General features: G+C 29.5%; 21 protein-coding genes. 12 read left to right on the top strand and 9 right to left on the bottom strand.

Features of this window, described 5'->3' with window-relative positions:
- Positions 1-25 precede the first annotated feature (25 nt).
- The 12 genes from fsa (at position 26) to LN42_RS09225 (ending at position 11,951) form a co-directional block, all read left to right on the top strand.
- Entirely contained in the window at positions 26-685 is a 660-nt protein-coding gene (gene fsa, locus LN42_RS09285) for a fructose-6-phosphate aldolase (RefSeq protein WP_014297253.1), read from the top strand.
- 23 nt (positions 686-708) lie between these two features.
- Positions 709-1,296, top strand: coding sequence for a hypothetical protein (locus LN42_RS09280; protein WP_075780728.1), 588 nt, complete (start codon positions 709-711; stop codon positions 1,294-1,296).
- Positions 1,297-1,298: 2 nt separating this feature from the next.
- Positions 1,299-2,126, top strand: a complete 828-nt coding sequence (locus LN42_RS11005; protein ID WP_014297251.1) for a hypothetical protein — start codon at positions 1,299-1,301, stop codon at positions 2,124-2,126.
- A gap of 141 nt (positions 2,127-2,267) precedes the next feature.
- Complete coding sequence (locus LN42_RS10880; protein ID WP_075780727.1) at positions 2,268-2,594, top strand: hypothetical protein; 327 nt, start codon at positions 2,268-2,270, stop codon at positions 2,592-2,594.
- A gap of 24 nt (positions 2,595-2,618) precedes the next feature.
- Positions 2,619-3,641, top strand: coding sequence for a phenylalanine--tRNA ligase subunit alpha (locus tag LN42_RS09265; protein ID WP_075780726.1), 1,023 nt, complete (start codon positions 2,619-2,621; stop codon positions 3,639-3,641).
- 13 nt (positions 3,642-3,654) lie between these two features.
- Complete coding sequence (gene pheT, locus LN42_RS09260; RefSeq protein ID WP_075780725.1) at positions 3,655-6,015, top strand: phenylalanine--tRNA ligase subunit beta; 2,361 nt, start codon at positions 3,655-3,657, stop codon at positions 6,013-6,015.
- A 70-nt stretch (positions 6,016-6,085) separates the two neighbouring features.
- Entirely contained in the window at positions 6,086-6,373 is a 288-nt protein-coding gene (flgM, locus tag LN42_RS09255) for a flagellar biosynthesis anti-sigma factor FlgM (RefSeq protein ID WP_014297247.1), read from the top strand.
- A 1-nt stretch (position 6,374) separates the two neighbouring features.
- Positions 6,375-6,857: a flagellar export chaperone FlgN gene (gene flgN / locus LN42_RS09250; protein WP_075780724.1), complete on the top strand. Its 483-nt coding sequence runs from the start codon at positions 6,375-6,377 to the stop codon at positions 6,855-6,857.
- A gap of 10 nt (positions 6,858-6,867) precedes the next feature.
- Positions 6,868-9,792: a flagellar hook-associated protein FlgK gene (flgK, locus tag LN42_RS09245; RefSeq protein WP_014297245.1), complete on the top strand. Its 2,925-nt coding sequence runs from the start codon at positions 6,868-6,870 to the stop codon at positions 9,790-9,792.
- 17 nt (positions 9,793-9,809) lie between these two features.
- Entirely contained in the window at positions 9,810-10,715 is a 906-nt protein-coding gene (gene flgL, locus LN42_RS09240) for a flagellar hook-associated protein FlgL (protein ID WP_014297244.1), read from the top strand.
- Positions 10,716-10,729: 14 nt separating this feature from the next.
- The gene (gene fliW, locus LN42_RS11075; protein ID WP_014297243.1) at positions 10,730-11,710 is read left to right on the top strand and encodes a flagellar assembly protein FliW; all 981 of its coding nucleotides are present in this window, start codon (positions 10,730-10,732) and stop codon (positions 11,708-11,710) included.
- Between the two features lies 1 nt (position 11,711).
- On the top strand, positions 11,712-11,951 hold the full coding sequence (locus LN42_RS09225; protein WP_041638606.1) for a carbon storage regulator: 240 nt from the start codon (positions 11,712-11,714) through the stop codon (positions 11,949-11,951).
- A 29-nt stretch (positions 11,952-11,980) separates the two neighbouring features.
- Here LN42_RS09225 and LN42_RS09220 read toward each other — a convergent pair whose 3' ends face one another.
- The 9 genes from LN42_RS09220 to LN42_RS09175 form a co-directional block, all read right to left on the bottom strand.
- Entirely contained in the window at positions 11,981-14,155 is a 2,175-nt protein-coding gene (locus LN42_RS09220; protein WP_075780723.1) for a methyl-accepting chemotaxis protein, read from the bottom strand.
- A gap of 177 nt (positions 14,156-14,332) precedes the next feature.
- Positions 14,333-14,686, bottom strand: a complete 354-nt coding sequence (locus LN42_RS09215) for a PadR family transcriptional regulator (protein WP_014297240.1) — start codon at positions 14,684-14,686, stop codon at positions 14,333-14,335.
- Between the two features lie 119 nt (positions 14,687-14,805).
- Entirely contained in the window at positions 14,806-16,461 is a 1,656-nt protein-coding gene (locus tag LN42_RS09210) for a nucleoside kinase (protein WP_014297239.1), read from the bottom strand.
- A 759-nt stretch (positions 16,462-17,220) separates the two neighbouring features.
- The gene (locus LN42_RS09200) at positions 17,221-17,460 is read right to left on the bottom strand and encodes a glutaredoxin family protein (RefSeq protein ID WP_014297238.1); all 240 of its coding nucleotides are present in this window, start codon (positions 17,458-17,460) and stop codon (positions 17,221-17,223) included.
- Between the two features lie 141 nt (positions 17,461-17,601).
- The gene (locus LN42_RS09195; RefSeq protein ID WP_014297237.1) at positions 17,602-17,916 is read right to left on the bottom strand and encodes an STAS domain-containing protein; all 315 of its coding nucleotides are present in this window, start codon (positions 17,914-17,916) and stop codon (positions 17,602-17,604) included.
- A 49-nt stretch (positions 17,917-17,965) separates the two neighbouring features.
- Positions 17,966-19,960, bottom strand: coding sequence for a glycoside hydrolase family 13 protein (locus LN42_RS09190; protein ID WP_014297236.1), 1,995 nt, complete (start codon positions 19,958-19,960; stop codon positions 17,966-17,968).
- A gap of 4 nt (positions 19,961-19,964) precedes the next feature.
- The gene (gene abc-f / locus LN42_RS09185; protein WP_014297235.1) at positions 19,965-21,761 is read right to left on the bottom strand and encodes a ribosomal protection-like ABC-F family protein; all 1,797 of its coding nucleotides are present in this window, start codon (positions 21,759-21,761) and stop codon (positions 19,965-19,967) included.
- Between the two features lie 2 nt (positions 21,762-21,763).
- Complete coding sequence (locus LN42_RS09180) at positions 21,764-23,836, bottom strand: sensor domain-containing diguanylate cyclase (RefSeq protein ID WP_075780721.1); 2,073 nt, start codon at positions 23,834-23,836, stop codon at positions 21,764-21,766.
- 79 nt (positions 23,837-23,915) lie between these two features.
- Positions 23,916-24,926 carry a 6-phosphofructokinase gene (locus tag LN42_RS09175; protein ID WP_014297233.1) on the bottom strand — a complete coding sequence of 337 codons (1,011 nt, stop codon included), beginning with the start codon at positions 24,924-24,926 and terminating at the stop codon, positions 23,916-23,918.
- Between the last annotated feature and the right edge of the window lie 7 nt (positions 24,927-24,933).

Here is a 24,933-nt window from a genome sequence, read left to right as displayed (position 1 = left end):
TACAAACTATTGCGGAGGTGGCAATATGAAGATTTTTCTGGATACTGCAAATATTGAACAGATTAAAATAGCAAAGGATTGGGGCATTATTGATGGAGTAACCACAAATCCAACACTTGTTGCAAAAGAAGGAAATATTGATTTCGAAACAAGAGTAAAGGAAATTTGCGATGTTGTTCAGGGACCGGTAAGTGCTGAGGTTGTATCAATGGACTATGAAAATATGGTAAAAGAAGCAAGGGAATTAGCTAAAATAAGTGAACATGTTGTTATAAAAATTCCCATGACAAAAGATGGAATAAAAGCTGTAAAAACTCTCTCTTCCGAAGGAATAAAGACAAATGTTACTCTTGTCTTTAGTCCTTTACAGGCTCTATTAGCCGCAAAAGCCGGTGCTACATATGTAAGTCCGTTTATAGGTAGAGTTGATGATATTGGAAACCAGGGACTTGAATTAATAGAAGAAATTTTACAGATTTTCTATAATTATGGCTTTGAAACTGAAGTTATTGCCGCAAGTGTAAGACACCCATATCATGTTGTTGAAGTTGCAAAGATGGGATGCGATGTTGCTACAATACCATTTAGTGTTTTAGAAAAACTTTTTATGCATCCATTAACAGATAGAGGTATAGAAAGATTTTCAAAAGACTGGGAAGAATATTTAAAATTAAAAAACAAATAATAAAATAGTATGAGGAATGATAAATGGAAGAACTTTTATTAAAAATTTCAAATACATCTATAGAATTTCCTGATATAGAATTAAATACAGGAGAAAGGTTAGGGATTTTGACAAAAAATCCCTCTTTTCTCTTTGAAAAATTATTTAAGATAATTATTTCTCCAAAAAAATATACCGAAGAATATCTTTTAGAAGGAATAGATGCTGAAAATCTTTCTTTTTTTAGCCATAGAATTTTTCATATTATTTCAAAAGAATTATGGAACACAACAGATTTTATAAAAATATTAAAAAATAAAACAAAATTCAGAAAGATTATAGTTTTAATATTAGATGAAACAGATGTGGAAATCGAGCAATTAATCGTCTTAAAAAACTTCTTTGAAGAAAAAAATAATCTAAGTGTAATAGTTATTACAGATTCTAAATTAGCAATAGAAGCAATATGTAATAAAGCTATTGATGAATCTGGAACTTCTTTGGAATTTAATGAAAAGCTGTTATTTGAAGATATAATTTCCGGCGAAATCTTTGAAAATTTTGAAGAAATAAATAATAATTTTGCTCTGGGCATTTTAAAGAAAAGAAGCATTTCTGAGGGGCGAATATAAATATGCATTTAAAAAAAGAATGGGTTACTTTTATAATTATGCTATTATCTTTTACTGGAATCATGCTACTGTCGAATATGATATTTGATCACATATTCCAAAAAGAACCATATTTGTATTATGGTTCTTTGCCTATTGAAAGTAAAAATTTAAAATATACAAAAACATTTCCCAAAAAAGCAAAGGCAGTTTTAAGCCTGGAAGATAATATTATGAAAATATATATTCCCAAAAATACCAGATATTTTGATAATATTTTTAAAGATATAAAGGTTTTTTTATACGATGCATCGTTGAAGAAAAATACAATTGTAAAACCATATTTTATAGATTCTCCATTATTAAAACCACCAGATATATATAATCGATATATTAAAATACTGGGAATAATAATATTTGTGTTTATTTCATTGAGTGGATACATATTTTCCTTTTTCAACAAAAATAATCTAAGATTATTGTTATTACATTATTATCCAGAAATTCTAAAAAGGTTTCTTATATTTATCGCTATTACTTTTAGTTACATTGGAATACTTTTTATACTCAGAAATGACTTAAATCTCTTTCTATTATATATTGTGATGGCATTTGTAGCAATATTATTAACCACAATTTCTAACAAATCTTTCTTAAATTTAATTATCTATGTAGCTGTGTATAATAGCCTATATTTCTTTGAATTTTATAATCCAAACATTAAAGCTTTGACAGCAATTTTAATTGTTGCTCTTGTTATAAATATATCTCTAAACTATTTTCAAATAATAAAAACAAATAATAAGCCAAACAACAAACTTAATAAGGGGGATGCAAATGGGATATTATGATCAACTATTCAAGGAAATATTTCGAAAAAAGAAAAAGAAAAGTTTGGTGAATACATAAACGGAATAATAAAAGTATTGGTAAAACGAGAAAAGATAATAGACACGGATATAGAATTTGAGGAAATTAAGGAGGTGAATTATATGTTTGAAAATTTTGTAAGAACTGTTGAGGAAGCAATAAAAGAAAGTAAAGAAAAAGCTAAAATAGAAGGTTTAGAAGAAGGTAGAAGAGAAGGTTTGGAAGAAGGTAGAAAAGAAGGTAGAAAAGAAGGTAGAAAAGAAGGTAAAGAAGAGAGTAGAAGAGAGATAGCTAAAAAATTATTATTGAAAAAATTTGGAAATAAAATCGAATCTATAATCTATAAATTGGATTACGCCGATAATGATATTATTGAAAAAATTATTGATAACATTTTTGATATTGAATTTCAGGATATAGAAAAAATTCTAAAAAAAATAGAAAATTAATTATTAGTAAGGAGGAAAAGCACATTGAATGATATAAGAGAAAGGATTATTGAATCATTAAAAGGGGAAATTGATAAAATTAAAAATATTCAGGAATTTCAGGTTCTAAAATCAAAATATGTCGGTAAAAAAGGCGAAATATCAAAATTAATGAAAGAAATTGGAAAAATCGAACCTGAAAAGAGAAAGGAATTTGGTGCCTTTGTAAATAACTTAAAAAAAGAGGCAGAAGCAATACTTGAGGAAGGTCTGGAAAAGGTTAAACAACACTTAAAGGAAATGGAAGAAAAGAAAAGTTGGGTTGATATAACCTTACCAGGTGCTAAAAGAAAAATTGGGTATGAACATATATTAAAACAAACAATAAGAGATGTATATGAAATATTTTCAAGTATGGGATATAAAATTGTTGAAGGTCCAGAAATTGAAACAACATGGCATAACTTTGATGCATTAAATACGCCAGAATGGCATCCAGCAAGAGATATGCAGGATACATTTTATATAGAAGGAAAGGATAATATAATCCTGAGAACACACACATCACCTGTTCAGGTTCGTACTATGTTAAACACCGAACCTCCATTGGCTATTATCTCACCTGGAAGAGTTTATAGAAAAGATGAACCAGATGCCACACATTCACCTGCTTTTAATCAATTTGAAGGTTTATATATAGATAAAAATGTAACTGTTGGTCATTTAAAAGCAACTCTTGAACAATTTTTAACTATGTATTTTGGCGGTTCAAGAAAGGTATTATTAAGACCAAGTTATTTCCCATTTGTTGAACCGGGTTATGAAGTTGATGTTGATTGTATGTTCTGTGGCGGAAAAGGTTGTAATGTATGTAAAGGGACTGGTTGGATAGAAATACTCGGTGCAGGTCTTGTTCATCCAAATGTGTTGAAAAATGTTGGATACGATCCAGAAAAATGGCAGGGATTTGCTTTTGGAACAGGAATAGAAAGAATAGCTATGTTAAAATATGGAATTTCAGATATGAGAGAATTTTATAGGAACGATATGAGATTTTTAGGGCTTTAAAGGAGGAATTCTGGTGAATATATCAAGAAATTGGATCTCAGATTATATAGATTTAAAGGTTGATACTGGAACACTTATTGATAAAATAAAAAAACATTCAACTAATGTGGAAGGTGTGGAATATTCCGGCAGAAATCTAAAAGGTGTAATTGTAGGCCGTGTTGAAGAAATAACGGATCATCCTGATGCAGATAGAATCATAATATGTAAAATCAACGTCGGAGATAAATATTTACAAATCTTAACTGCTGATAAATCGGTAAAGGTTAATGACCTTGTACCAGTTGCAGTTGATGGTGCTGTATTACATGGAAACTTTAAAATAAAGGCGAGAAAAATGAGAGGAATTCTTTCAGAAGGAATGCTATGTTCTCTTGAAGAGCTTGGACTTGAAGAAAAATCAGAATTTGTCTATAGAATTCCTGAGGAAGTTGCACCGGGAACAGATTTTATTGAATATTTAAAATTAAAAGATGATATAATTGATATAGAGATATTCCCAAACAGGCCTGATCTCTTATCCTATTTAGGTGTAGCAAGGGAATTTATAGTTATAGATGCAGCAGAAAATTTAAAATTACCTTTAATTGAAAAAATTGAAAAAGGTAACGGATTTCCTGTTAAAATCGAATATGAAGGTTGTAAAAGATATGCAGCTTTAGTTATAGAAGATGTTGAAGTAAAACCTTCACCTTCATGGCTTGTAAAGAGACTAGCTACTGCTGGAATAAGAAGTATAAATAATATTGTAGATATCACAAATTATGTATTGCTCGAAACTGGACATCCTGTTCATGCTTTTGATCTTGATCTAATTGGAAACGAAATTGTTGTAAAAAAAGCTGTTGCAGGTGAAAAAGTATTATTATTAGACGGAAATGAATACGAATTAAACGGAACAGAAACCTTAATTACAGATGGCAATAAATTCCTTGCACTTGGTGGAATTATGGGTGGAGAAGAATCAGGCATAAACGAAAATACAAAAAGAGTATTATTGGAAGTAGCTTATTTTGATCCTGTAAATATCAGAAAAAGCGCAAGATATCATAAAATCTCAACAGATTCATCATATAGATTTGAAAGAGGCGTTGACCCAAATGATACAGAATTTGTAATGGGACGTTTAGCCTACTTAATTAAAGAACTGGCAAATGGAAAAATCAGTGGTCCTATGACAGATGCATATCCAGAATATATAGAACCAAAGAAAATCTTTGTAAGATCTTCTTATGTTTCAAACAGATTGGGAATTGAAATTTCAGAAAATGATATAGAAAACTCTTTATCAAAACTCGATTTTACATTTGAAAAGAAAGAAAACGGATATGAAGTTACTGTTCCTACAAGAAGACCTGATATTTTTGAAGAAATAGATCTTGTAGAAGAAATTGGAAGAATTTATGGTTATCATAATATACCTTCTGTATTGCCTTCCCATAACCTTGTAGGAGGTATTTCAAAATACATTAAATTCAGGGAAAAACTTTCTGAGTTAATGAGATTAAATGGTTATAACGAAGCTTTCACTTTTGCTTTTATGGACAATTCAAGAATGTGGTTAAAAAAAGGAGAAGTATTCCTTGAAAATCCTATTTCATCAGAATTAGGTACAATGAGACCTTTACTTGTATACGGAATTCTTGAATCTGCATCATATAACTTTAGAAATCAGAGTAGAAATATTAAATTATTTGAAATTGGAAAAACATTTTTAAATGACGAAAAATCAGAAACCTCTGTAAAAGAAATAGAAAAACTGGCCTTTGTCGCTGTTGGTGAAGAAAATCCATATGACTACACAGATAAAAGAAATGTTTCATTCTATACATTTAAAGGCGCTTTAGATAATTTATTCGATTATTTAAATATTGATGTAGAATATAAAAGAGAAAATATTGAAGGATTATCCTTTGCGCAAAGCGCAAAAATTTATTCTGGTAAAGAAGAAATTGGTTTCTTTGGAAAAATAGAAAATGAAATTGCTGAAAATGTGTATAGCATAAATCAACCTGTATTCATAGCAGAAATAGATATTGAAAAATTATTTGAGTTATATTCTGGAACAAGAAAGTATTCTGTTGTAAATGCTGAATATCCTTCGATGAGAAGAGATTACTCATTACTGGTTGATGATAAAATAACCTTCTATGAAATAAAAGACGCTATTTTAAAAGCAGGAAAAAAACTTGTAGAAGAAATAAAGGTTTTTGACGTATATAAAGGAAAAAATATAGAAGAAGGCAAAACAAGCATCACAATAACTGTTACATATAGAGCTAAAGATAGAACCTTAACAGACGATGAAATAAATAGAATAGCAGAAAAAACTATAAATTTATTTGAAAAAATGGGAATATCTATAAGACATTAATATCCGATGCATTTTAGACGATATATAGTATGACCGGGATTCGAACCGAACCGTTACTGGAGGTGTAATTATGGATATAAACAGATTAGGCGGAGCTTATCAGCAATATGTAAAAAATGAATCATTAAAAAATGAAAAGGTTGGGAAAAACCATAATTCAAATAGAATAATTAATCAGGATACAGCTCCTGTAAAGTTGTCAGTTGACGGTTCTTCTAAAAAATATATAGAAATGGCCAAAAATGAAATCCCTGATATCAGGGAGAACCTCGTGGAGGAGATGAAAGAGGCCATAGACCAAGGACTATACAAAATAGATGCTGACAAGATTGCAGAAAAACTTCTTGGAGGTTTCTAAAATGCATCAGGATATTGATATAAAGAAAATAATCCACGAGGAGTTGTCTATCCTCGTGGATATTTTTTATTATATGGAAAGTTTAAAGGACAAAATTTTAAAAAGCGAAAAGATTGAAAAATTAAACAGGGATATTTCCCAAATTAGCAAATTGGCTCTCCAGCTTTCAAAAGTTGAAAAGGAGAGGATTTTATTATTTGACAATTTTGCTAAAGAAAAAGGTATTAAAGACTCTTTAGATGATTTTATTGAATATTTTAAAGAAGATAAAGAAATGACAGACATACTTTTAGATCTAAAAGATAAATTAGTTGATGTTTCAACGATTTCTGAAGTATTAAAGGAATTATTAAAGGCAAGAATGGAATACAACGATATATTAATAAAGCTATTTATGGAACCTGCAAAACCTGCTCCTACATATAACAAAAACGGAATATATAAAAATGTGGGGCAGTCCAATAAAATTAACTGGCAGGGTTGAGGTGATTTAAATGTCATTATTCGGAACGCTTCACACAGGAATGTCTGGGATATTTACAAACAAAACAGCTATGAATGCAATATCTCAAAATATTGCAAATGCCAATAATCCAGAATACTCCAGAAGAGAAATAAATATTACCACCAATGTTACAGTAACCCAGGGTGGTCTTGAACTTGGAACCGGTTCAAAGATTGAATCCATAAAAAGGGTAAGAGATAAATTTCTTGATGTTCAATATAGAAAATATAACAGTGAATATGGATATTGGAAAACAATGAATTCCAATTTAAATTATGTGCAATCACTTTATAACGAACCATCAGAAGACGGAATAAGAAAGTCTTTTGATGAATTCTGGGGTTCTATCCATAAAATTTTATCTGAACCAACAGTTCCTGAAAATAAAAGGGAATTAATATACAAGGCTCAAAATTTAGCTAAAAATTTAAAGAGTCTATATGTTGATATTGAAGGAGTAAAAGATAACCTGAATTCTGATATAGAATCAATGGTAAAGGATATAAATTCAAAATTAGCAGAAATTTCCGGATTAAACAAACAGATTAAAGAATTAACTTCTGTTGGTATGACTGCCAATGATTTAATGGACAAAAGAGATGCCATATTAGATGATCTCTCTGAAAAATTTGGATTTACCGTAAAAGAAAAAAATGACGGTCAAATTAGCATAATGCTCAAAAATTATGAAATACTAAATGGTGAATATTACACAAAAATGAGCGTAAAAAATATTGACGGAAAAAACTATGTATATATTAATAGTGGACTATTGGAAATAAAAGATGGGGCATTAGGAGCCACCTTCGAATTAAGAGATAATGTTTTAAACGATCAATTAAGTAGATTAGATGAATTGGCTGCAACATTTTATGACACGTTAAATTTAATTCACGAAGAAGGATACGATTTAACAGGAACAATTAGAGGAATGAACTTCTTTAATGAAATACCAGAAGGTAATCTTGCCACAGATAAATTAAGAAGAATTGCTGGAAATATAATGTTAAGTGGACAACCTAAAAACTATATAGATAGCTATTTAAAATTTAATCAAAATACAATAGATGACATAAAAGTTAATTTCGATCTTGGTTCTGCAGAGTTAATAAGTGTGGAAGATGGCTTTGAAGATACTTCTGATTATGTAGCAACAATAAATTCTGGAAACTCTCTTGATACATTAAATACCGGTTCAAAATTCAGAGCCAATTTTAATTATAAATACAGCGCTCAAAATGGAGGATTGCTTACCTTTGCAAATGAAGGTGGTTCAGCTTTTAGTGATCGTCTAATAATAGACTTTAATAGAAATCTCTTTAAACAATTGGGAATTCCAAGTAAGGATATAAACGCCTTAAAATGGACAAAAATTCCTCCTCAGGAAATGCAGGGAATTATGACATTTAAAGGTCCGGGAAATTATACAGAAACCTTAAATCTTGATGGAGTTACATCTTTAAATGATATAGCAAATAGAATTAACACAGATGCTGATGGTGACGGAACAAAAGACGGAGGATTAAAACTTGTAAGAGCTTTTGTAAGAAATGGAGAATTATATGTAGTACCTACAAGCTCTGCATATTCAGATATGAATAACGTTGTAATAGACGATCCAAATGGAATGTTACATGAAATGAATTCATCAAATGTAAATTTATCTGTTTTAGACACTTCGGAAAACTCATTAAAAAATGCTCTTGGATTATATGCATATAAAACAAAAAGCATTGATTTATCAAAATATTCAAATTCAGATACTGTTAGTTTTACAATAAATTATAAAGACTCCACCCCTTCTTATTCTGGAAGTATTACAAAAGGGGCATTAAATGGTTCAACAATTGGTACAAATAATGAATTTCAAATTGTGCAAAATGGAGATGAATTTGAAATATTACCTGGCGCTGATGGTTCGACTTTCAGCTGGGCAAATGTAGATAGCATACAAATAAATATTGGAACAGATACAATAAAAATAGAAAACTTTTATTATGATGAAGACTCTGCTGCAAGAAAAATCGTTTCACAGGGTTGGGCAGCAAATACAACTGCCGCTAAATTAACCTTAAAATCAGATGATGACCTTAAATGGAGAATGGACTTCCTTGATTTTGGCGCATTTATGTCCATTCAGGGGAAAAAGGTCCAAATTGATTTTCATAGAGATACTCTTGATTCATTGGTTAATAAAATCAACGAAACAAATACCGGACTTATCGCTTTTTACACTCCAGGAGGAAGACTTGCGCTTAAAGCAGATAAAACTTTAAATTATGATTTAAAAAATGTAGAAATAAAAGGACCTGAGAGATTGTTTGAATTATTAGGATTATGGAAACACGATGATCCATCACAACCATATTCGGAACATTTTTCATTAATTGATAAAACTATGGATATATCAGATTTAGCAGAAAGATTAAAATATACATCTAAATTTATTTTATCAGATGATACCAGCGTTGCAAAAAATCTAAGTGTAAAGGATTATCTACTTAATAACCCGGATATGCTTGCAATGGACCTTGGAAAAATGGTGGATACAGATTATGACGGAGATATTGACAGCATTATACCTTCCGGGGAACATTCATCGACATTATGGGAAGATGGTTATTTGCTTAAATCTACAAAATTATTATCAGATGGACGCCATGATTTTGAAGATTATCTTTCAGATATAATTACTGATGTTGGTATTTCAGGAGAAAAAGCAAAAAGAATGGAAATAAATAGTGATAGTTTAAAAACGGAATTTTATAATCAAAGAGAAAGCGTAAAGGGCGTGTCGCTTGATGAAGAAATGACAAATCTTATAAAATATCAACAGGCATTTAATGCCGCTGCCAAAGTTATCAATGTTGTGGACAATATGTTAGACAGAATTATCAACGGGCTTATGCGATAGAAAAGAGGTGAGTTAATATGAGAATAACTCAATCAATGATAGCTAACAGAGCTTTAAACGATATAAGGAATTCTATGCTTAAAAGAGAAGAATTAAGTGAGCAACTTTCCACTGGAAAAAGGGTAAGAAAACCTTCTGATGATCCTGTGGCAGCTGGAAAAAGCAGTTATCTTATGGGAAGAAACAGAGTATTAAATGAATACATAAACAATATAAAAAATACACGTTCAGTACTTGTCTATTATGACACTGCTTTACAGGAAATGCAGGATGTCAATCATAGAATAAAAGAATTAACTGTAAAAGCTGCAAATGATACTCAAACACTGGAAGATAGGCAGCATATAGCTGAAGAATTAAAGCAATTAAAGGATCATTTATATAAAATCGCAAATACACAAATTAATGGAAAATATATCTTTGGTGGAGCTAAAACAGATTTACCTCCAGTAAGAAAAGATAACAATAAAATTATTATAAATACTCCACGAGAAGCAAATGTTCGTGCAAAACTTCCATTAGAACATGTGGAAATAGAATACGGAGTCACCGTTTATGATGTTTTTAGAACAGATTCAGGCGAAACGGTATTTGGAATTTTAGACAGATTAATTGACTCTGTTGAAAATGCCGATAAAAATAGCGATGAAAATATAGAAAGAGATCTTGGATCTCTTGATGAAATATTAAACAAAGTAAATGCAAACCTTGCAAGAGTTGGTAGTACCGATAACATGCTCGAATCAATGGAAAAAAGGTTTGAAAGAGTTGTTGATAACAATACAGATATAATAAATGAACTTATTGGAACAGATATGACAAAAGCATTTAGTGATTTTACTTTAGAACAAAATATATTACAGGCAGCATTAAAAACTACAGCACAAATACTTCCACAATCCCTTGTGGATTTCATTAGATAAGGGGGAAAGACAAAGTGGCATTAAAAATGTATAAAACACGTATAGGAGAAATTGAAGTAGATGATAGCGAAGTAATAGTTTTTGATAAAGGTATTCCTGGATTTGAAAATTTAAAAAAATTCGTTATATTAACTGCAGAGGATACTTATCCAATAATGTGGCTATTATCACTGGAAGATGAACTTGTTGCATTTCCTATTATAGATCCAAAATTAATAAAGGTTGATTATGTTGCAAAGATTCCTGAAAATGTTGTAAAAACACTTGGAATAGACTCACCAGAAGATGCTGCATTATTTGCCATTATGACTATACCTCAGGAAAATCCTGAAAATGCAACTGTAAATTTAAAAGCTCCTCTGGTAATATCCAAAAAAACAAATAAAGGTTTACAGTATATATTAGACGATGAAAATCTTTCAGTAAAACATAGCGTTAATGATGAGATATTATTAAGCCAGAAAATGCTTGAAAGGCAGATAAAAGAAGTTTCAAAATTCACTGAAAAAAAGAAAAAATACAATACAAGATTTGGAGAATTGGAAATTGCAGATGAAGATGTAATTACATTTGAATTTGGAATTCCCGGATTTGAAAACCTCAAAAAGTTTTATATACACTTTTCAAAAGATACATTCCCTATACAATGGCTTTTATCACTTGAAGATGAAGCTATTTCATTCCCTGTAATTGATCCGGTACTTGTACGTGTGGATTACACATTTGATTTACCAAAAGACATGGTTGAATATCTCGAGATTTCCAAACCAGAAGATGCTCAGATATTTGCAATTATGACCATTCCTCAGGGCGATCCAGACAATATAACAGTCAATTTAAAAGCTCCTCTTATTATCTCAAAAATAAATAAAAAAGGTGTCCAGTTAATTTTAGACAATGATGAATATCATTTAAAACACAATGTAAAAGAAGAAATAGAAAGAAGCGACAAAATACTTAAAAATCAGGCACCTGATAATGAAAGGGGTGCGTGATATGTTAGTCTTATCAAGAAAAATAGATGAAGGTATAACAATAATGATAGACAATAAAATTTTAAAATTAAAGGTATTATCTGTTGAAGGGAATGCAATAAAATTGGGATTTGATGGTCCAAAAGACTTTAAGATCTACCGTGAAGAGGTTTATGATAGCATTATGAAAGAAAATATTTCTGCTACACGTGTAGAGGATATTTCAGGTTTAAAAAATATTTTCGATAAAAGCAAAAAATAAAATGGGGCTATCATAAATGCCCCATTTTTTTATATCCTGAATTTCTTTGTAATAGAATGTAATTGTTCAGCTAATTCACTTAATACCTGACTTTCCTTTGCGACTTCTTCTGCTCCATCACGTTCTTCTTCAATTGCCTGAACTATATGTTTTATCTTTTCTGTTATTTCAGCAATACTCTTACTTACATTTGTAACAGCGCTTGCCATTTCTTCTGTTGATGCACTCTGTTCTTCAGAAGCTGCAGTAATATTTTCTGATAATTGTTTAACCACATCTATCTTTTCTGCAATTTCATGGAACTGTTTATTTGCCACTTCAATAATTTCATTGGTTTTTTCAACCTCTTTCTTAGCCTTTTGAGTGGCTTCATTTGCTGTATTAGCACTTTCCTGAATTTCTTTTAAAATATCTGCTATTTTATCTGTTGCATTTCTACTTTCTTCTGCAAGCTTTCTAATTTCATCAGCAACTACAGCAAAACCTTTTCCTGCTTCTCCAGCCCTTGCAGCCTCTATTGCAGCATTTAATGCCAATAAATTTGTTTGTTCTGTAATGCTACCAATTGTTTCAACAATTTCACCAATATTCTGAGCTTTTCCTGCTAAATCAGAAACTATCTTTGCTACATTAGATGTTTCTTCCGAAACACCTTCCATACTTTTAACAACATCATTCATACTCTTTTGCCCTATATGAGCAAATTCTGTAGTTTCTTCTGCACTCTGACTCATTTCCTGTGTTGATTCAGAAATATTCTGTGAACTTGTTGCTATTTCTTCTATTCCTGAAGATACCTCTTCAACTGCTGAAGAAAGATTTTCTGTATTCTCGCCAATAACCTCTGCCTGAGATGAAATTTCCTGAACATTTGCGCTGTTTTCTTCTGAAACTGCTGCTAAATCAGTTGAAGAAGAATTTAATTTCGTAGAAATATTAATAAGCTCTTTCATTGTATCATTAAGATTTTTAACCATTGAATTTAAACTTCTTCCCAATTCAGCAATCTCATCATTACCTTTTACATCAATTTTAACTGTAAGATCACCTTTAGCAATTTCCGCAAAAGCTCCAACAGCCATTTTTAATGGTTTTAATAAATTTTTTGTAAATACATAACTAACCACTATACTTATAACAATTATTATCACAAGAGTTATAATACTTATTCTAATTAATGCTTTAGCATCTGCTGTACTTTCATCATAATCAATTTCACCAATTAACGCCCAGTTTAATTCTGCATGTTTAAAAGGCATATAAGCACTTATTACCTTTATCCCTCTATAATCTTTAATTATATTCCAGCCTTCTTCACCATTTAAAGCCTTTTGAACAGAAACAGTGTCAACCATTTGCTTTAATATTGTTCCTTCTTTAAACCTTGAATCACTTCGCATTAATTTATCAGGTCCCACAACATATGTTTCTCCGCTTTCTCCCATACCAGCTGATTCATGCAAGACCTTATTTATTTTATTAATTGGCAATTGAACCACAAGATATCCAATTGTGTTTCCCTTACTGTCTTTAATAGAAATACCTGCAAACCCTGCTGGTATCCCATTTGAAGGAGCATAAGATGCAAAATCAACATAGTGCACATTATTATCGTCTTTTTCTTTTAATAATCTCACAAGACTTCCTAAATTTGTATCCTTCCATTTGCCTTCAAGTATATTAGTTGCAAAATCTCTTTCCTTATAATATGTATACGGAATATCCCCATCAGCACTAATTAAGAATAAATCATAAAAGCCATATGTATCTATCATATTTTTGACTATTGGATGTAAAACCTTATGTATTTCATTATATTCCTTTAACTCCTGAGCATGAACCCCCGATAATTCTGTCAATTTGTATTTTTCACCAACAGGATAAGGATTATCATCAATAAAAGCTTTTTGTAATATCTCACTTACTTCTCCATGTTCTTTTTCAAGTTCATGGAAAATTTCTTCAAACATTACTACATTTTTTATAAACAAATTTCGTTTAGAATTTAATCTTAAAAAATCATCTACCTGACCAAAATACATGTTTAGTTCATTTGACGATTTTTCTGAAACAGCTATTAATTTTTCTGCACTGGAATTTGTCATTGAATTAACAGACGATTTAACTGTAAAAAAAGTCAGAGAAATCAGGGAAAGTATTGTTATCCCCAAAACCATAGTGAGAACTTTGCCAGTTAATTTCATACTCTCTCCCTCCTTTTAATCCTTTCATTAAAAATTATAACATATTTTCATCTTTTTGAAACACTTTAATTTTTAACCCGGAGTTGCAATACGGTAAATAAATAAATAAATAAATAAATAAATAAATAAATATGATAAAAAAATAAAAAATAAGGGCTTAAGCCCTTATTTTTTATTTTACAACCTCTCCACTCTATCAATAAACACATCAATTATATGTTTAAACTCTATAAAATCCTTTTTTGAATTTTCAAGGAATAACATTCCATCATGTGTAATTTTATAAATCTTTTTTGATGGGCCTGGTTCTGAGGTATCCCAATCTGTAACAACAAGTCCCATCTCTTCCAGTTTTGCAAGGGTTCTATATAAATTACCCATTTGCCCTATACCGTTGAGCATAACACCAAATTCAGAGAGTTTATTTGCTATTTCATAGCCATGAGATGGCTTTTCAGCTATTATTAATAATACAAAGGATTCTATCCAGCCTCTTCTAAACCTTCCCTGTCCTCTACCTCTTCCCGGCATTTAATTACCTCCTACTGAAAAAATTAATACAAAATATTAATTAGCAATTTGAAATAACTTTTATTTACCCAATCATAAAAACTTCATTTTTATTATATCATAAAATTTTTTCAGTAATATTAATATTCAAATGTGCTATCGCCTATAAACTCCCTTAAAACTGAGATATTTGGTACATGTTTTATTGCTGGAAGAGGAAGGAAATAATCTAAGAATCTTAGCAATCTTTTTGCTTCTGTATATTCAGGTAAAGTATTGTCTATTTCAAGCAATAATGGTTCTGCATATAATTTTAGTATTGGCAATTCATATATTAAATATGAATTGAACATAATATCTGCTTCTTCCTGATATGGAAAGATATTTGCTTCTTCACCTTTTCTTACTTCTGGCCATAATTGTAAAGTTCTTAATGCTGTTGCGCCTCTAAAATTATAATCTCTAACTATTCTTCTTATTAATCTTGTGTCTGTTGTAGGTATTCTATTCATTTCATCAAGATTCATCTGTATTAAAGCGCTAACATATACCTTGAATTTTTGATCTCTTGGTATGCTTTCTGTGAGTTTTTCATTTAGACCATGAATTCCTTCAATAATAATAGGTTGATTTTTCCCTGCTTTTACTTTCTTTCCTGTCCACTCTCTTTTTCCAGTTACAAAGTTATATCTTGGTAATTCAACTTCTTTACCTTCAATTAAATCCTTAAGATTTCTATTTAATAGATCAAGATCCAGCGCCTCTATTGATTCAAGATCTTTTTTCCCTTCTGGAGTCAAAGGTATTTTTTCATAATCCATATAATAGTCATCAAGAGATATTTGCAATGGTTCTTTACCGTTTACCTTTAATTGTAAAGCTATTCTTTTTGCACTTGTTGTTTTACCAGAAGAGGACGGACCTGCAAGACATATTAATCTTACATGTTTTCTTTTCATAATTTGATCTGCTATATTTGCATATTTTTTTTCATGAAGGGCTTCTGCTATTCTTATTAATTCTCCACTTTTATTTACACCTTTTGCAATTAATGAATTTAATTCTCCAACATTTTGTATATTTAATATATCAAGCCATTTTTTATATTCAATAAAGGTTGCTGAGAGTTTTGGCAAAGGTTTAAATTCCGGAATCTTATCTGGTGATGATTGATTTGGATGCAATAATACAAATCCTTTGTCATATGCAATAACATCAAATAATTCTATATACCCTGTTGAAGGCGGCATGTATTCATAGAAATAATTTATATACTCGCCACATTTATAAACCTTTACTGTTGTTTTTTTTCTGTATTTAAATAAAATAGCCTTATCCTTTTCGTCATTTTCATCAAAATATTTTATGGCATCGAATTTGCTTAATGTTATTTTTTCAAATAACAAATCCTCTTCTATTATCTTTTTCATTTCAGCTTTTAATTTCTCAATATTTTTTTCTGAATTTTTTACTCCTTTTATTTCAAAATACAATCCGCTACCAATAGAATGATGTACAACAAGTTTTGATTTTTTAAATTTTCTTTTTAATGCAATATATATAATAAATAATAAAGCCCTTCTATATATCCTCATGCCTTCTGTTGAAGTTACATCAACTGGTTCAGCATATCCGCTTCCATGAACCTTTTTCCATAATTCTTTAATTTCATTGTTGAATTTTACTGCAAGTACAGTATATTTATTTTTCTTTTGCAATTCTTCAGCTATCTTAAAAAACTGCTCTCCTTTTTTTATTTTAAATTCCCCGTTTTTAGTTTTTACTATATAACTCATCTTATCCCTCCCTAATAATGATTTTATTTATATAAATTGAAAAATTTAGCTTAAAAAATAAAAATGAACGAAGACAAAAATTTCCCACAACGAGGATTTATAAAGAATATAGTCAAGAAAACTTCTTAAAAAGATTCATTTATGCTATTAAATATTTGTATATCAAAAACTTTTTTCGAAAATAGAAATAATAATAATCGCTCAAACGGTAGAAAATTCTAATCCTCAAAAATTCTCGTTCCCGCCGGTCGTTGCAGACTCACATCCATGTTCGTCCTTTTGTGTTGTTGATTAAGAAAAATAAAAACTCCCTCAAACAACTTGGTTGCTGATCCTCGAAAATCACTCATTCCCGGCTGTCGCTTAGATTCTGCATCCCTGCAGAAGCTGCGCTCAAAAAAACATCCTGTTTTTTTGACAGCCTCCATTCGTGATTTTCTCGGGCAACCTGCGAGTTTTCGTTCGTTTTTATTTTTCTCAATCATAGTTGTTTCTCTTCGGAATTTTCAAGTTTTCGCTCATATTATTATTTCTATTTTCTTATTTCTTATTATATTTTATTATATAAGTTAAACATAAAAAACACGAGTAAAAAGGTGAATGAAGGCTTGAAATTTCACCGCCTGAATGAACCTTATCACAAACTTTTATAAAAAAAGGTGACATTAATTATACTACAAAATTTCTTCAATGTCAAAACCTAAAACAAAAGAAGTCCGCTTCACCAAAATTAGTGAAGCGGACTTCTTTTGTTTTAACTTATATTCCAAGCAATCTTTCAATTTTTGCTTTGTCAAATCCTACAATTGTCTGATTTCCTATTTCAATTACAGGAACACCCATTTGCCCTGTTTTTCTCACCATTCTTTCAGCTGCCTTTTGATCCTTTTCAACATTATATTCTTTAAAAGGAATACCCAATTGCTTGAAATAATTTTTTGCTTTTCTACACCATGGACATCTGGATGTTGTGTATATTGCTATTTTTACATGTGGCATTATTATACCCCTCCTTTATATACAATTTGTATATATTTACAGATAATTTATGCCATATTTGGGTTAAATCTAAAAGTCTATTTATGTAAAATTTTTATAAAAATAAAAAAAGCTGCTTTAAAGCAGCTTTAGAATTCAAATTTATTCAACATCATATTCTCTTACAGGGATGATTTTATCTAATTTTACTATTTCAATTACTTTTTTCACATTTTCATTTCTTACATTATGCAATTCCATTGAACCACCTTTTTTCTTGTAGTTCATAAAGAAATATAATATTCTACCCAATCCACTACTATCTATATAGTCAAGTTTTGACATATCAATAAATATTCTTTTTATTCCGTTTTCTGCTAATTCGTTTAGTTCATCCCTTAATTCTTCTGAATTAGTTATATCAATTCTGCCTTGAAGAAATATTGTTGCACTGTTTCCATAAATTTCTTTTTTCATGTTTTTTCCTCCTCTCATTTTCCTTTATACATATTATAACACATTTTTATTATTTTCCAAGAAAAATAATAAAACTTTTTTTGTTTATTGTACCTTTTATACTCCCGTTTTCTACATTTATTTCATCAATTTCATTATTTTTTATTGATATGCCTTTTTTCATTTTCTTTTCTTTTACTTCGCATAACCATACTGGAATTTCAAAGTCTTTATCTTTATCTGATATATTCACAATTACAACAATTTTTTCGTCATTATTCCATATTCCATAAGAAACAAAATCCTTTTCCCATTTTAAAAATTCTATTGAACCATTTCTCAAAACCGGGTGTTTTTTATAAAAATCAATTACTTCTTTAAAAAAATTCAGTTTTTCCTGCGATTCTTTTTCCTTTAATTTATCCCATGGAAATGTTCTTCTATTGTCAGGATCTGTCCAGCCTGGCAATCCTATTTCATCACCATAATATATTCCCGGAGAACCCGGCAATGTAAATAACATTATAATTCCAATTTTAAAGATATCCCAATCTATACCTTTTTCAGCTTCCTCTGGACCTAAGGAATAACTCCTTCCTACTTTTTTAGTAGTTCTTGTTGCCCATCTTGAATGATCGTGATTGCTCAATTGATTCATGGACAAATATTTTGAATTCATTGGCATTTGACTCCATGCCCAACGCAATTGTTCAATAAACCATTCAGAATTTCCCAACAATTCTGGCTTGTAATCATCATTATGTTTTTCCATACCGGTTAAAAAGTAACTTATAGGATCCATAGCTCCAATATAATTCATTATACCATCCCATGATAAATTCTCAATCCATTCTTTAGGAGATTCATAATCTTCAGCAAATATTATGCTTTCAGGATTTTTCCTTTTTACAATTGTTCTGAAATATTTCCAGAAATTTTTATTGACCTGTTTTGTTTTTCCTAAATCTCTTGCAACATCTAATCTCCAACCGTCAGCATTATACGGATATGAAACCCATTTTTCCCCGATTTGAGATATGTATTTCCATAGTAATAATGTTTTGTCGTAATTTAACTTCGGAAGTGATTTATATCCCCACCAGCCTTCATATTCATTATTTTTGTCCCAATAAAAGTATTCGCTTTCTGGCACTTCTTTGTTATTTGCAACGCCAACATCTTCACCATATATTTTATATTCATTTACCCATTTATGATATGAACCACAATGATTAAATACACCATCAAGAATTATTTTTATATTTCTTTTATGAGCTTCTTCAACTAATTTAGCAAACAGTTTATCACTGGCTTCAAGATTTTTTTTAGATGTTGTTCTTATTTTGTATTTTTCTGTTAAATCCTCTGTATCTTCTACTATTACTCCTAAATGGGGATCTATATGTTCATAATCCTGTGTATCGTATTTATGAGGACTTGGAGATACAAATATTGGATTTAAATATATTACTTCTATTCCTAATTCCTTCAAATAGTCCAGTTTATCTATTATTCCCTGTATATCCCCACCATAAAATTCTGTGTGTCCTTTTGTAGGATGTGGATATTCATTCCATTCTTTTTTTCTTATTTTTTCACCATCATATATATATTCGCCATCTACTGGATCATTTGTTTTGTCTCCGTTGTTAAATCTATCCGGGAATATTTGATAGTAAATTGCTCCTATTGACCATTCTGGCACTTCAAAATTTGGAATTATAATAAAATCTTCTACGTGCCTGTGCTCAACTATTCCTCTCGAATCGTATTTTATTGTTCTGTTATCGTTTTCAAAATGTATTTCAAAATGATAGCGTATAATCCTTTCTGTTAATTTAAACTTTGTACTGAAATATTTAAAGTATTCATCTTCTTTTTCAAGGTGCATTACTGTATGTTTGTATTTATTATGATGCTTTTGAACAAGAAAATTTAATCTCCCCTTTACTTTACCATATTTTTTTGGTATTCTTATTTTTATTGTTATTTCGTCACCAACTTTGGGATTTACTGGCATTAAAAAGTTTTCGCTTTGATCGGAATATATTCCGAAATAATTCATGCAATCATCCTCCAATTTTTACTAATTCTTTTAGTTCTTTATTTATTTCATCTTCTTCTAAGGTTATTTCATCCATTCTTTTTTCAAGTTGTTGTTTTTCATTTTCAAGTTCCATTAATTTTTGATAGTTTTGAGAATATTTTACCATTTCATTTTCAATTTTTTCAATCTTTTCTATTAATTCTTCAAATTCTTTTTCAAGATTTATTTTTTTTCTTTCCAGTGTTTTTATTCTATTTTTTATCCTTTTGGCTTCTTTATATTCAAGATTCTCAGAAGAGGATTTTTTTATTTTAAATGTTTCATTTTGCTGTTCGTTTATTATATCTTCAAATTTACTATACTCTTTAATATACCCGTTTTTTATTACAAAAAATCTATCTGTTATGTTTTTTATTAGTTTCTCATCATGCGAAACCATAATAATTGAACCTTTAAATTCTTTTAATGTTTCTTCAAGGGTTTGAACTGTAAAAATATCAAGATGATTGGTAGGTTCATCAAGTATAAGCACATTTGGTTTTTGAAGTATTACTTTTGCTAGCGCAAGTCTGGTTAATTCCCCACCACTGAGATTTTTAATACTTTTAAATACATTATCTCCCGAAAAGCCGAATCTTCCAAGATATTTTCTTACTTCAAAATCCTGCCACTCAGGTACATCTTCCCATATTACACTCATAATATCCTTTTCTTTTCCCAAAGAAGAAATAACCTGATCAAGATATCCGATTTTTATGTTATATCCCCAATTTATTTTCCCTTTTTCAGTTTTTAATTTTCCCATTAATAATTTTAATAATGTTGATTTTCCAGAACCGTTTTTTCCTATTATTGTTATTTTTTCTTTTTCATTTATTTCAAAGGATATATTGTTTAAAATTGTTTTTTTATCATATGAAAACTCAAGATTTTTAACTTCCAATACTTTATATCCCGTTCTTTTTGGTTCAGGAATCTTTATTTTTATTACCTGTTCTTCTTTTAAGGAATCTATTTCTTCATATTCTTTAAGTAATTTATCTCTTAACATTTCCCTGAACTTGGCCTGTTTCATCATTTTTTCGGTTCCCCATTTTCGGAAACGCTCTATCATTCTGTTTAATCTTTCTATTTCCTTTTCCAGATTTTTCTTTCTATTTTCTATGTTTATAAGCATATTTTCCCTTAATTTTAAATATTCTTCATATTTTCCATGAAAATCCCATAATTTAAAATTATTTATTTCAAAAAAGCGATTTGCTAATTCTTTTATGAATTTTCTGTCATGAGAAACAAATATCATTGCACCTTTGTAATTTTTTAAATAATTTATCAGCCAATTAATAGAATAAATATCAAGATGGTTTGTTGGCTCATCTAAAATTAAAAGATTATAATCTCCAGCCAATACTCTTCCTAAGGCTAAACGCGTTAATTCTCCACCACTTAATGTGCTGATTTTTCTATTCCACTCTTCTTCCTCAAATCCCATTCCTTTTAATACAGAACGAACTATTTTATTTTTCATTTCTTCTTTTATATTTGATTCAATTTCTTTTAAAACGTATTCATATAGATTTAAATCCATTTCGTCTGCTCTAAATTGTTTTAAAAATCCTATTTTTAGATTTTTGTTTTTTATTATATTTCCTTCTAATGGCTCTAATTCATCATTTAATATTCTTAATAATGTTGTTTTTCCTGAACCATTTGGACCTATTAAAGCTATTCTATCGTGCTCATAAATTGAAAATGAAACATCGTAAAAAAGATCTTGAGTACCAAAATTATACGATATATCCTCAACTTTTAGTAGCATATTTATTCCTCCGGCTTTTTTCTTTTATTTATATACATTCTTTTATCAGCAATATCAAGTAAAATATCAATGTTTTTTCCTTCATCTGGATATATACTATATCCAATACTTGAACTTATATTTATTTTTATATCCTCAAAAATAAACGGTTTTTCTTTGAAAACTTTTTTCATTCGTGAAATAAATGATTCTATTCCCTCTTTATCTGTATCCATTAAAGCGACGGTAAATTCATCTCCGCCTATTCTTCCAAATAAATCGCTTTCTCTAATCATTGAGGAAACCTGTTTTACAAAGAATTTTAAAACTTCATCTCCTACTTTATGTCCATATGTATCGTTAATATGTTTAAATTTATCTATGTCTATATACAACAATCCCATTCTACTGCTGTTGTGTCTTGACAGGTATGACATCATCATTTTCACTCTTGAAAAGAATGCCTGCCTGTTGTATATCCCGGTTAAATAATCAAGTTCTGCTGATTTTTTCAGCTGTAATTCAAGGAATACTTTTAAAATTAGATATTCAAGATTACTTTTTATTATATTGGCAAAATTAAGATCTATATCTGAAAATTTCTTTTTTTCATCAAAGATATCCAGTGTAAGTAAGCCATATAATTTTCCTCTTAAATAAAAAGGTATGATTAAACTCTGTTTTATCTCTTTTAATCTTCCGTATTTTATAAGTAATTCATATTCGTATTTTGGTGGAATATATATATCATCCCAATCATCTATAATTATTGGCTTTTTTATGCTTAGCGGTAATTCCGGGTACTTTATTTCTTTTAATTTTTCAAAGTTATACCCCTGAACAGCTTTATATGTGAATATTCTTTGATTTTCCTCTATTGTAAGTAAACTACCTGCTTCTGCAGATGGGATAATATCTATTACCGTATCCAATATTAATTGATACATACTTTCATTCCATGGTTTTGTCAGAATTTCATTGTTTAGATTAAGAAATTTTGTTGCGAATTTTGCATTGTATTTTAGTGTCTCAAGATATTTCTTTTCTGCTGTTATATCAAGCCCTGAGCTAAATGTCTTATCTATATTTCCATCTTCATCAAGTAAATATGTATTATGCCATGATATATTTAATATTTCACCATCTTTTGTTATTATTTCGTTTTCAAAATACTCTACTCCCTCAAGCTCACCGGACATTATTTTATTAAAAACTTCTTTTACTTCATCTCTAATATTTTCCGGTATAAAATTTTCAAACCAATTTTCTCCTATAACCTCTTCTTTTTTTACTTTTAATATTTCACAGGCTTTGAGATTTAAGTCTTCTATATTTCCATTTTTATCAAGAATAACATACATTACCTGTGCATATTCAAAATACATTCTGAATTTTTCTTTTTCTCTATATAATTGTTCTTCAAGTTTTTTTCTGTCAGTTATTTCATGATCAATTTCCTGGAAATAATATTCACCATTTCCTTCCTGAACATTTATTGCATGAACTTCAACCCATTTTATTTCTCCATTTAATGTTTTATATTTCCTTTCATACGGTTCAATTTCTTCTTTATTATCCAAAAGTTTTTTTATTTTATTTACATGTTCATAATCTTCCTTAAAGACGTGTTTTTCAACTTCTATCCCAACCATTTCTTCAGGTGAATTATATCCCAATAATTTTGCTGCTCTTGGATTGGCTTTTATTAATTTTTTGTCTTTACCCCAGAAAAATATGGCCTCGTTTGAACGCTTAAATATTCCGTTGAATGTTTTTTCTAATTCAAAATATTTTTTATAGAATTTATACAATCCAAACATCAAAAATACTGTTCCATATATAATTAAAATATTTTGCCAGAAAAAGATATTAAAAGGTTTAAATTCATTTATAATTTCAAGGGTGTTTTCTACTAAAAACATTATTATTCCGGCGGTAAAAAATTTATTTACATATTTTACAGAAAATGCTGCTAAAAAAACAAGTAATATGGAAGTTAAACCTTCCATTATATAATAAGCATAATTAATATTAATAAAAGATATTATACTTATTATTAACAGAAATAGAAGAAAATAAAAATGTGGTTTTTTCATTTTATCACCGCCTTCTATCCATATTATACCATAAAAAAATATTGGACAGCTGTTAAGCTGCCCAATATTTTTTACTTAATTAAAAGAATATTTTAGCCATATCATATATTTTTGGTTCAATATCTTTATTTTCTAACAATTCTTTTGAGAACGGTACATCTGTAATTTCAAATCCTTTTAAAGATAAAGCTACATTAACTTTTCCTTTTTTAACATATTCTATTGCCGCTGTTGAGAACATTGTAGCAATAAGCCTATCAAATGAAACAGGTGCTCCACCTCTTTGCATGTATCCAAGGTTTACATTTCTACATTCCACTGTTGGTAATTTTTCTTTTATATATTTTGAAATTATGTCTGAAGGGGTTGAACCTTCTGGCAACTTTTCTTTTATATCCTTTAATTTTTCGTCAAGAGGGCATTTTTCTTCAACTACTACTATTGAGAATTTTTTTCCTTCATCGTATCTTTTCTTTATGTTTTTTAATAAATTTTCCGGATTAAATTCAATTTCTGGTATAAGTATATAATCAGCTCCTCCTGTTAACCCTCCTATTGTTGCAAGCCATCCTGCTTCATCACCTGCAACTTCAACAACAATAACTCTATGTCCTGCACTTGCTGTTGAATGAAGTGCATCCAATGTTTTAGTAACAGTTTCCAATGCTGTAAAGAAACCTATGCTAAAATCTGTCCATGGAAGATCATTGTCTATTGTTGCTGGAATAACTACAGATGGCATACCTTCTTCAGAAAGCTTTAAAGCTATTGATGTTCCTGTATGCCCACTCATAATAACAAAAGCTGTAATCTGGTATTTTTCAAAATTATCTTTCAATTTTTTAAAGTCTTCAGGATTTTTTGTGGGATCGAATTTTGAAGAACCTAAAATAGTTCCTCCTCTTTCCAGGATACCCGAAACGTGTTCTTTTGTCATTATAAATACCCTATCTTCAATAAATCCCTTAAACCCATCATATACTCCAAGTACTTCAATATCTTCAATTGCAGATTTTCTTACTAAAGCTCTAATTGCAGAATTTAATCCCGGACAATCTCCACCTACATTCAAAACAGCTATTCTTTTCATCTTAATC

It is taken from the genome of Marinitoga sp. 1137, assembly GCF_001941525.1.
Lineage (GTDB): Bacteria > Thermotogota > Thermotogae > Petrotogales > Petrotogaceae > Marinitoga > Marinitoga piezophila.
The sequence above is the reverse complement of the archived record's forward strand: the minus strand, read 5'-3'. Positions and strand labels throughout refer to the sequence as shown.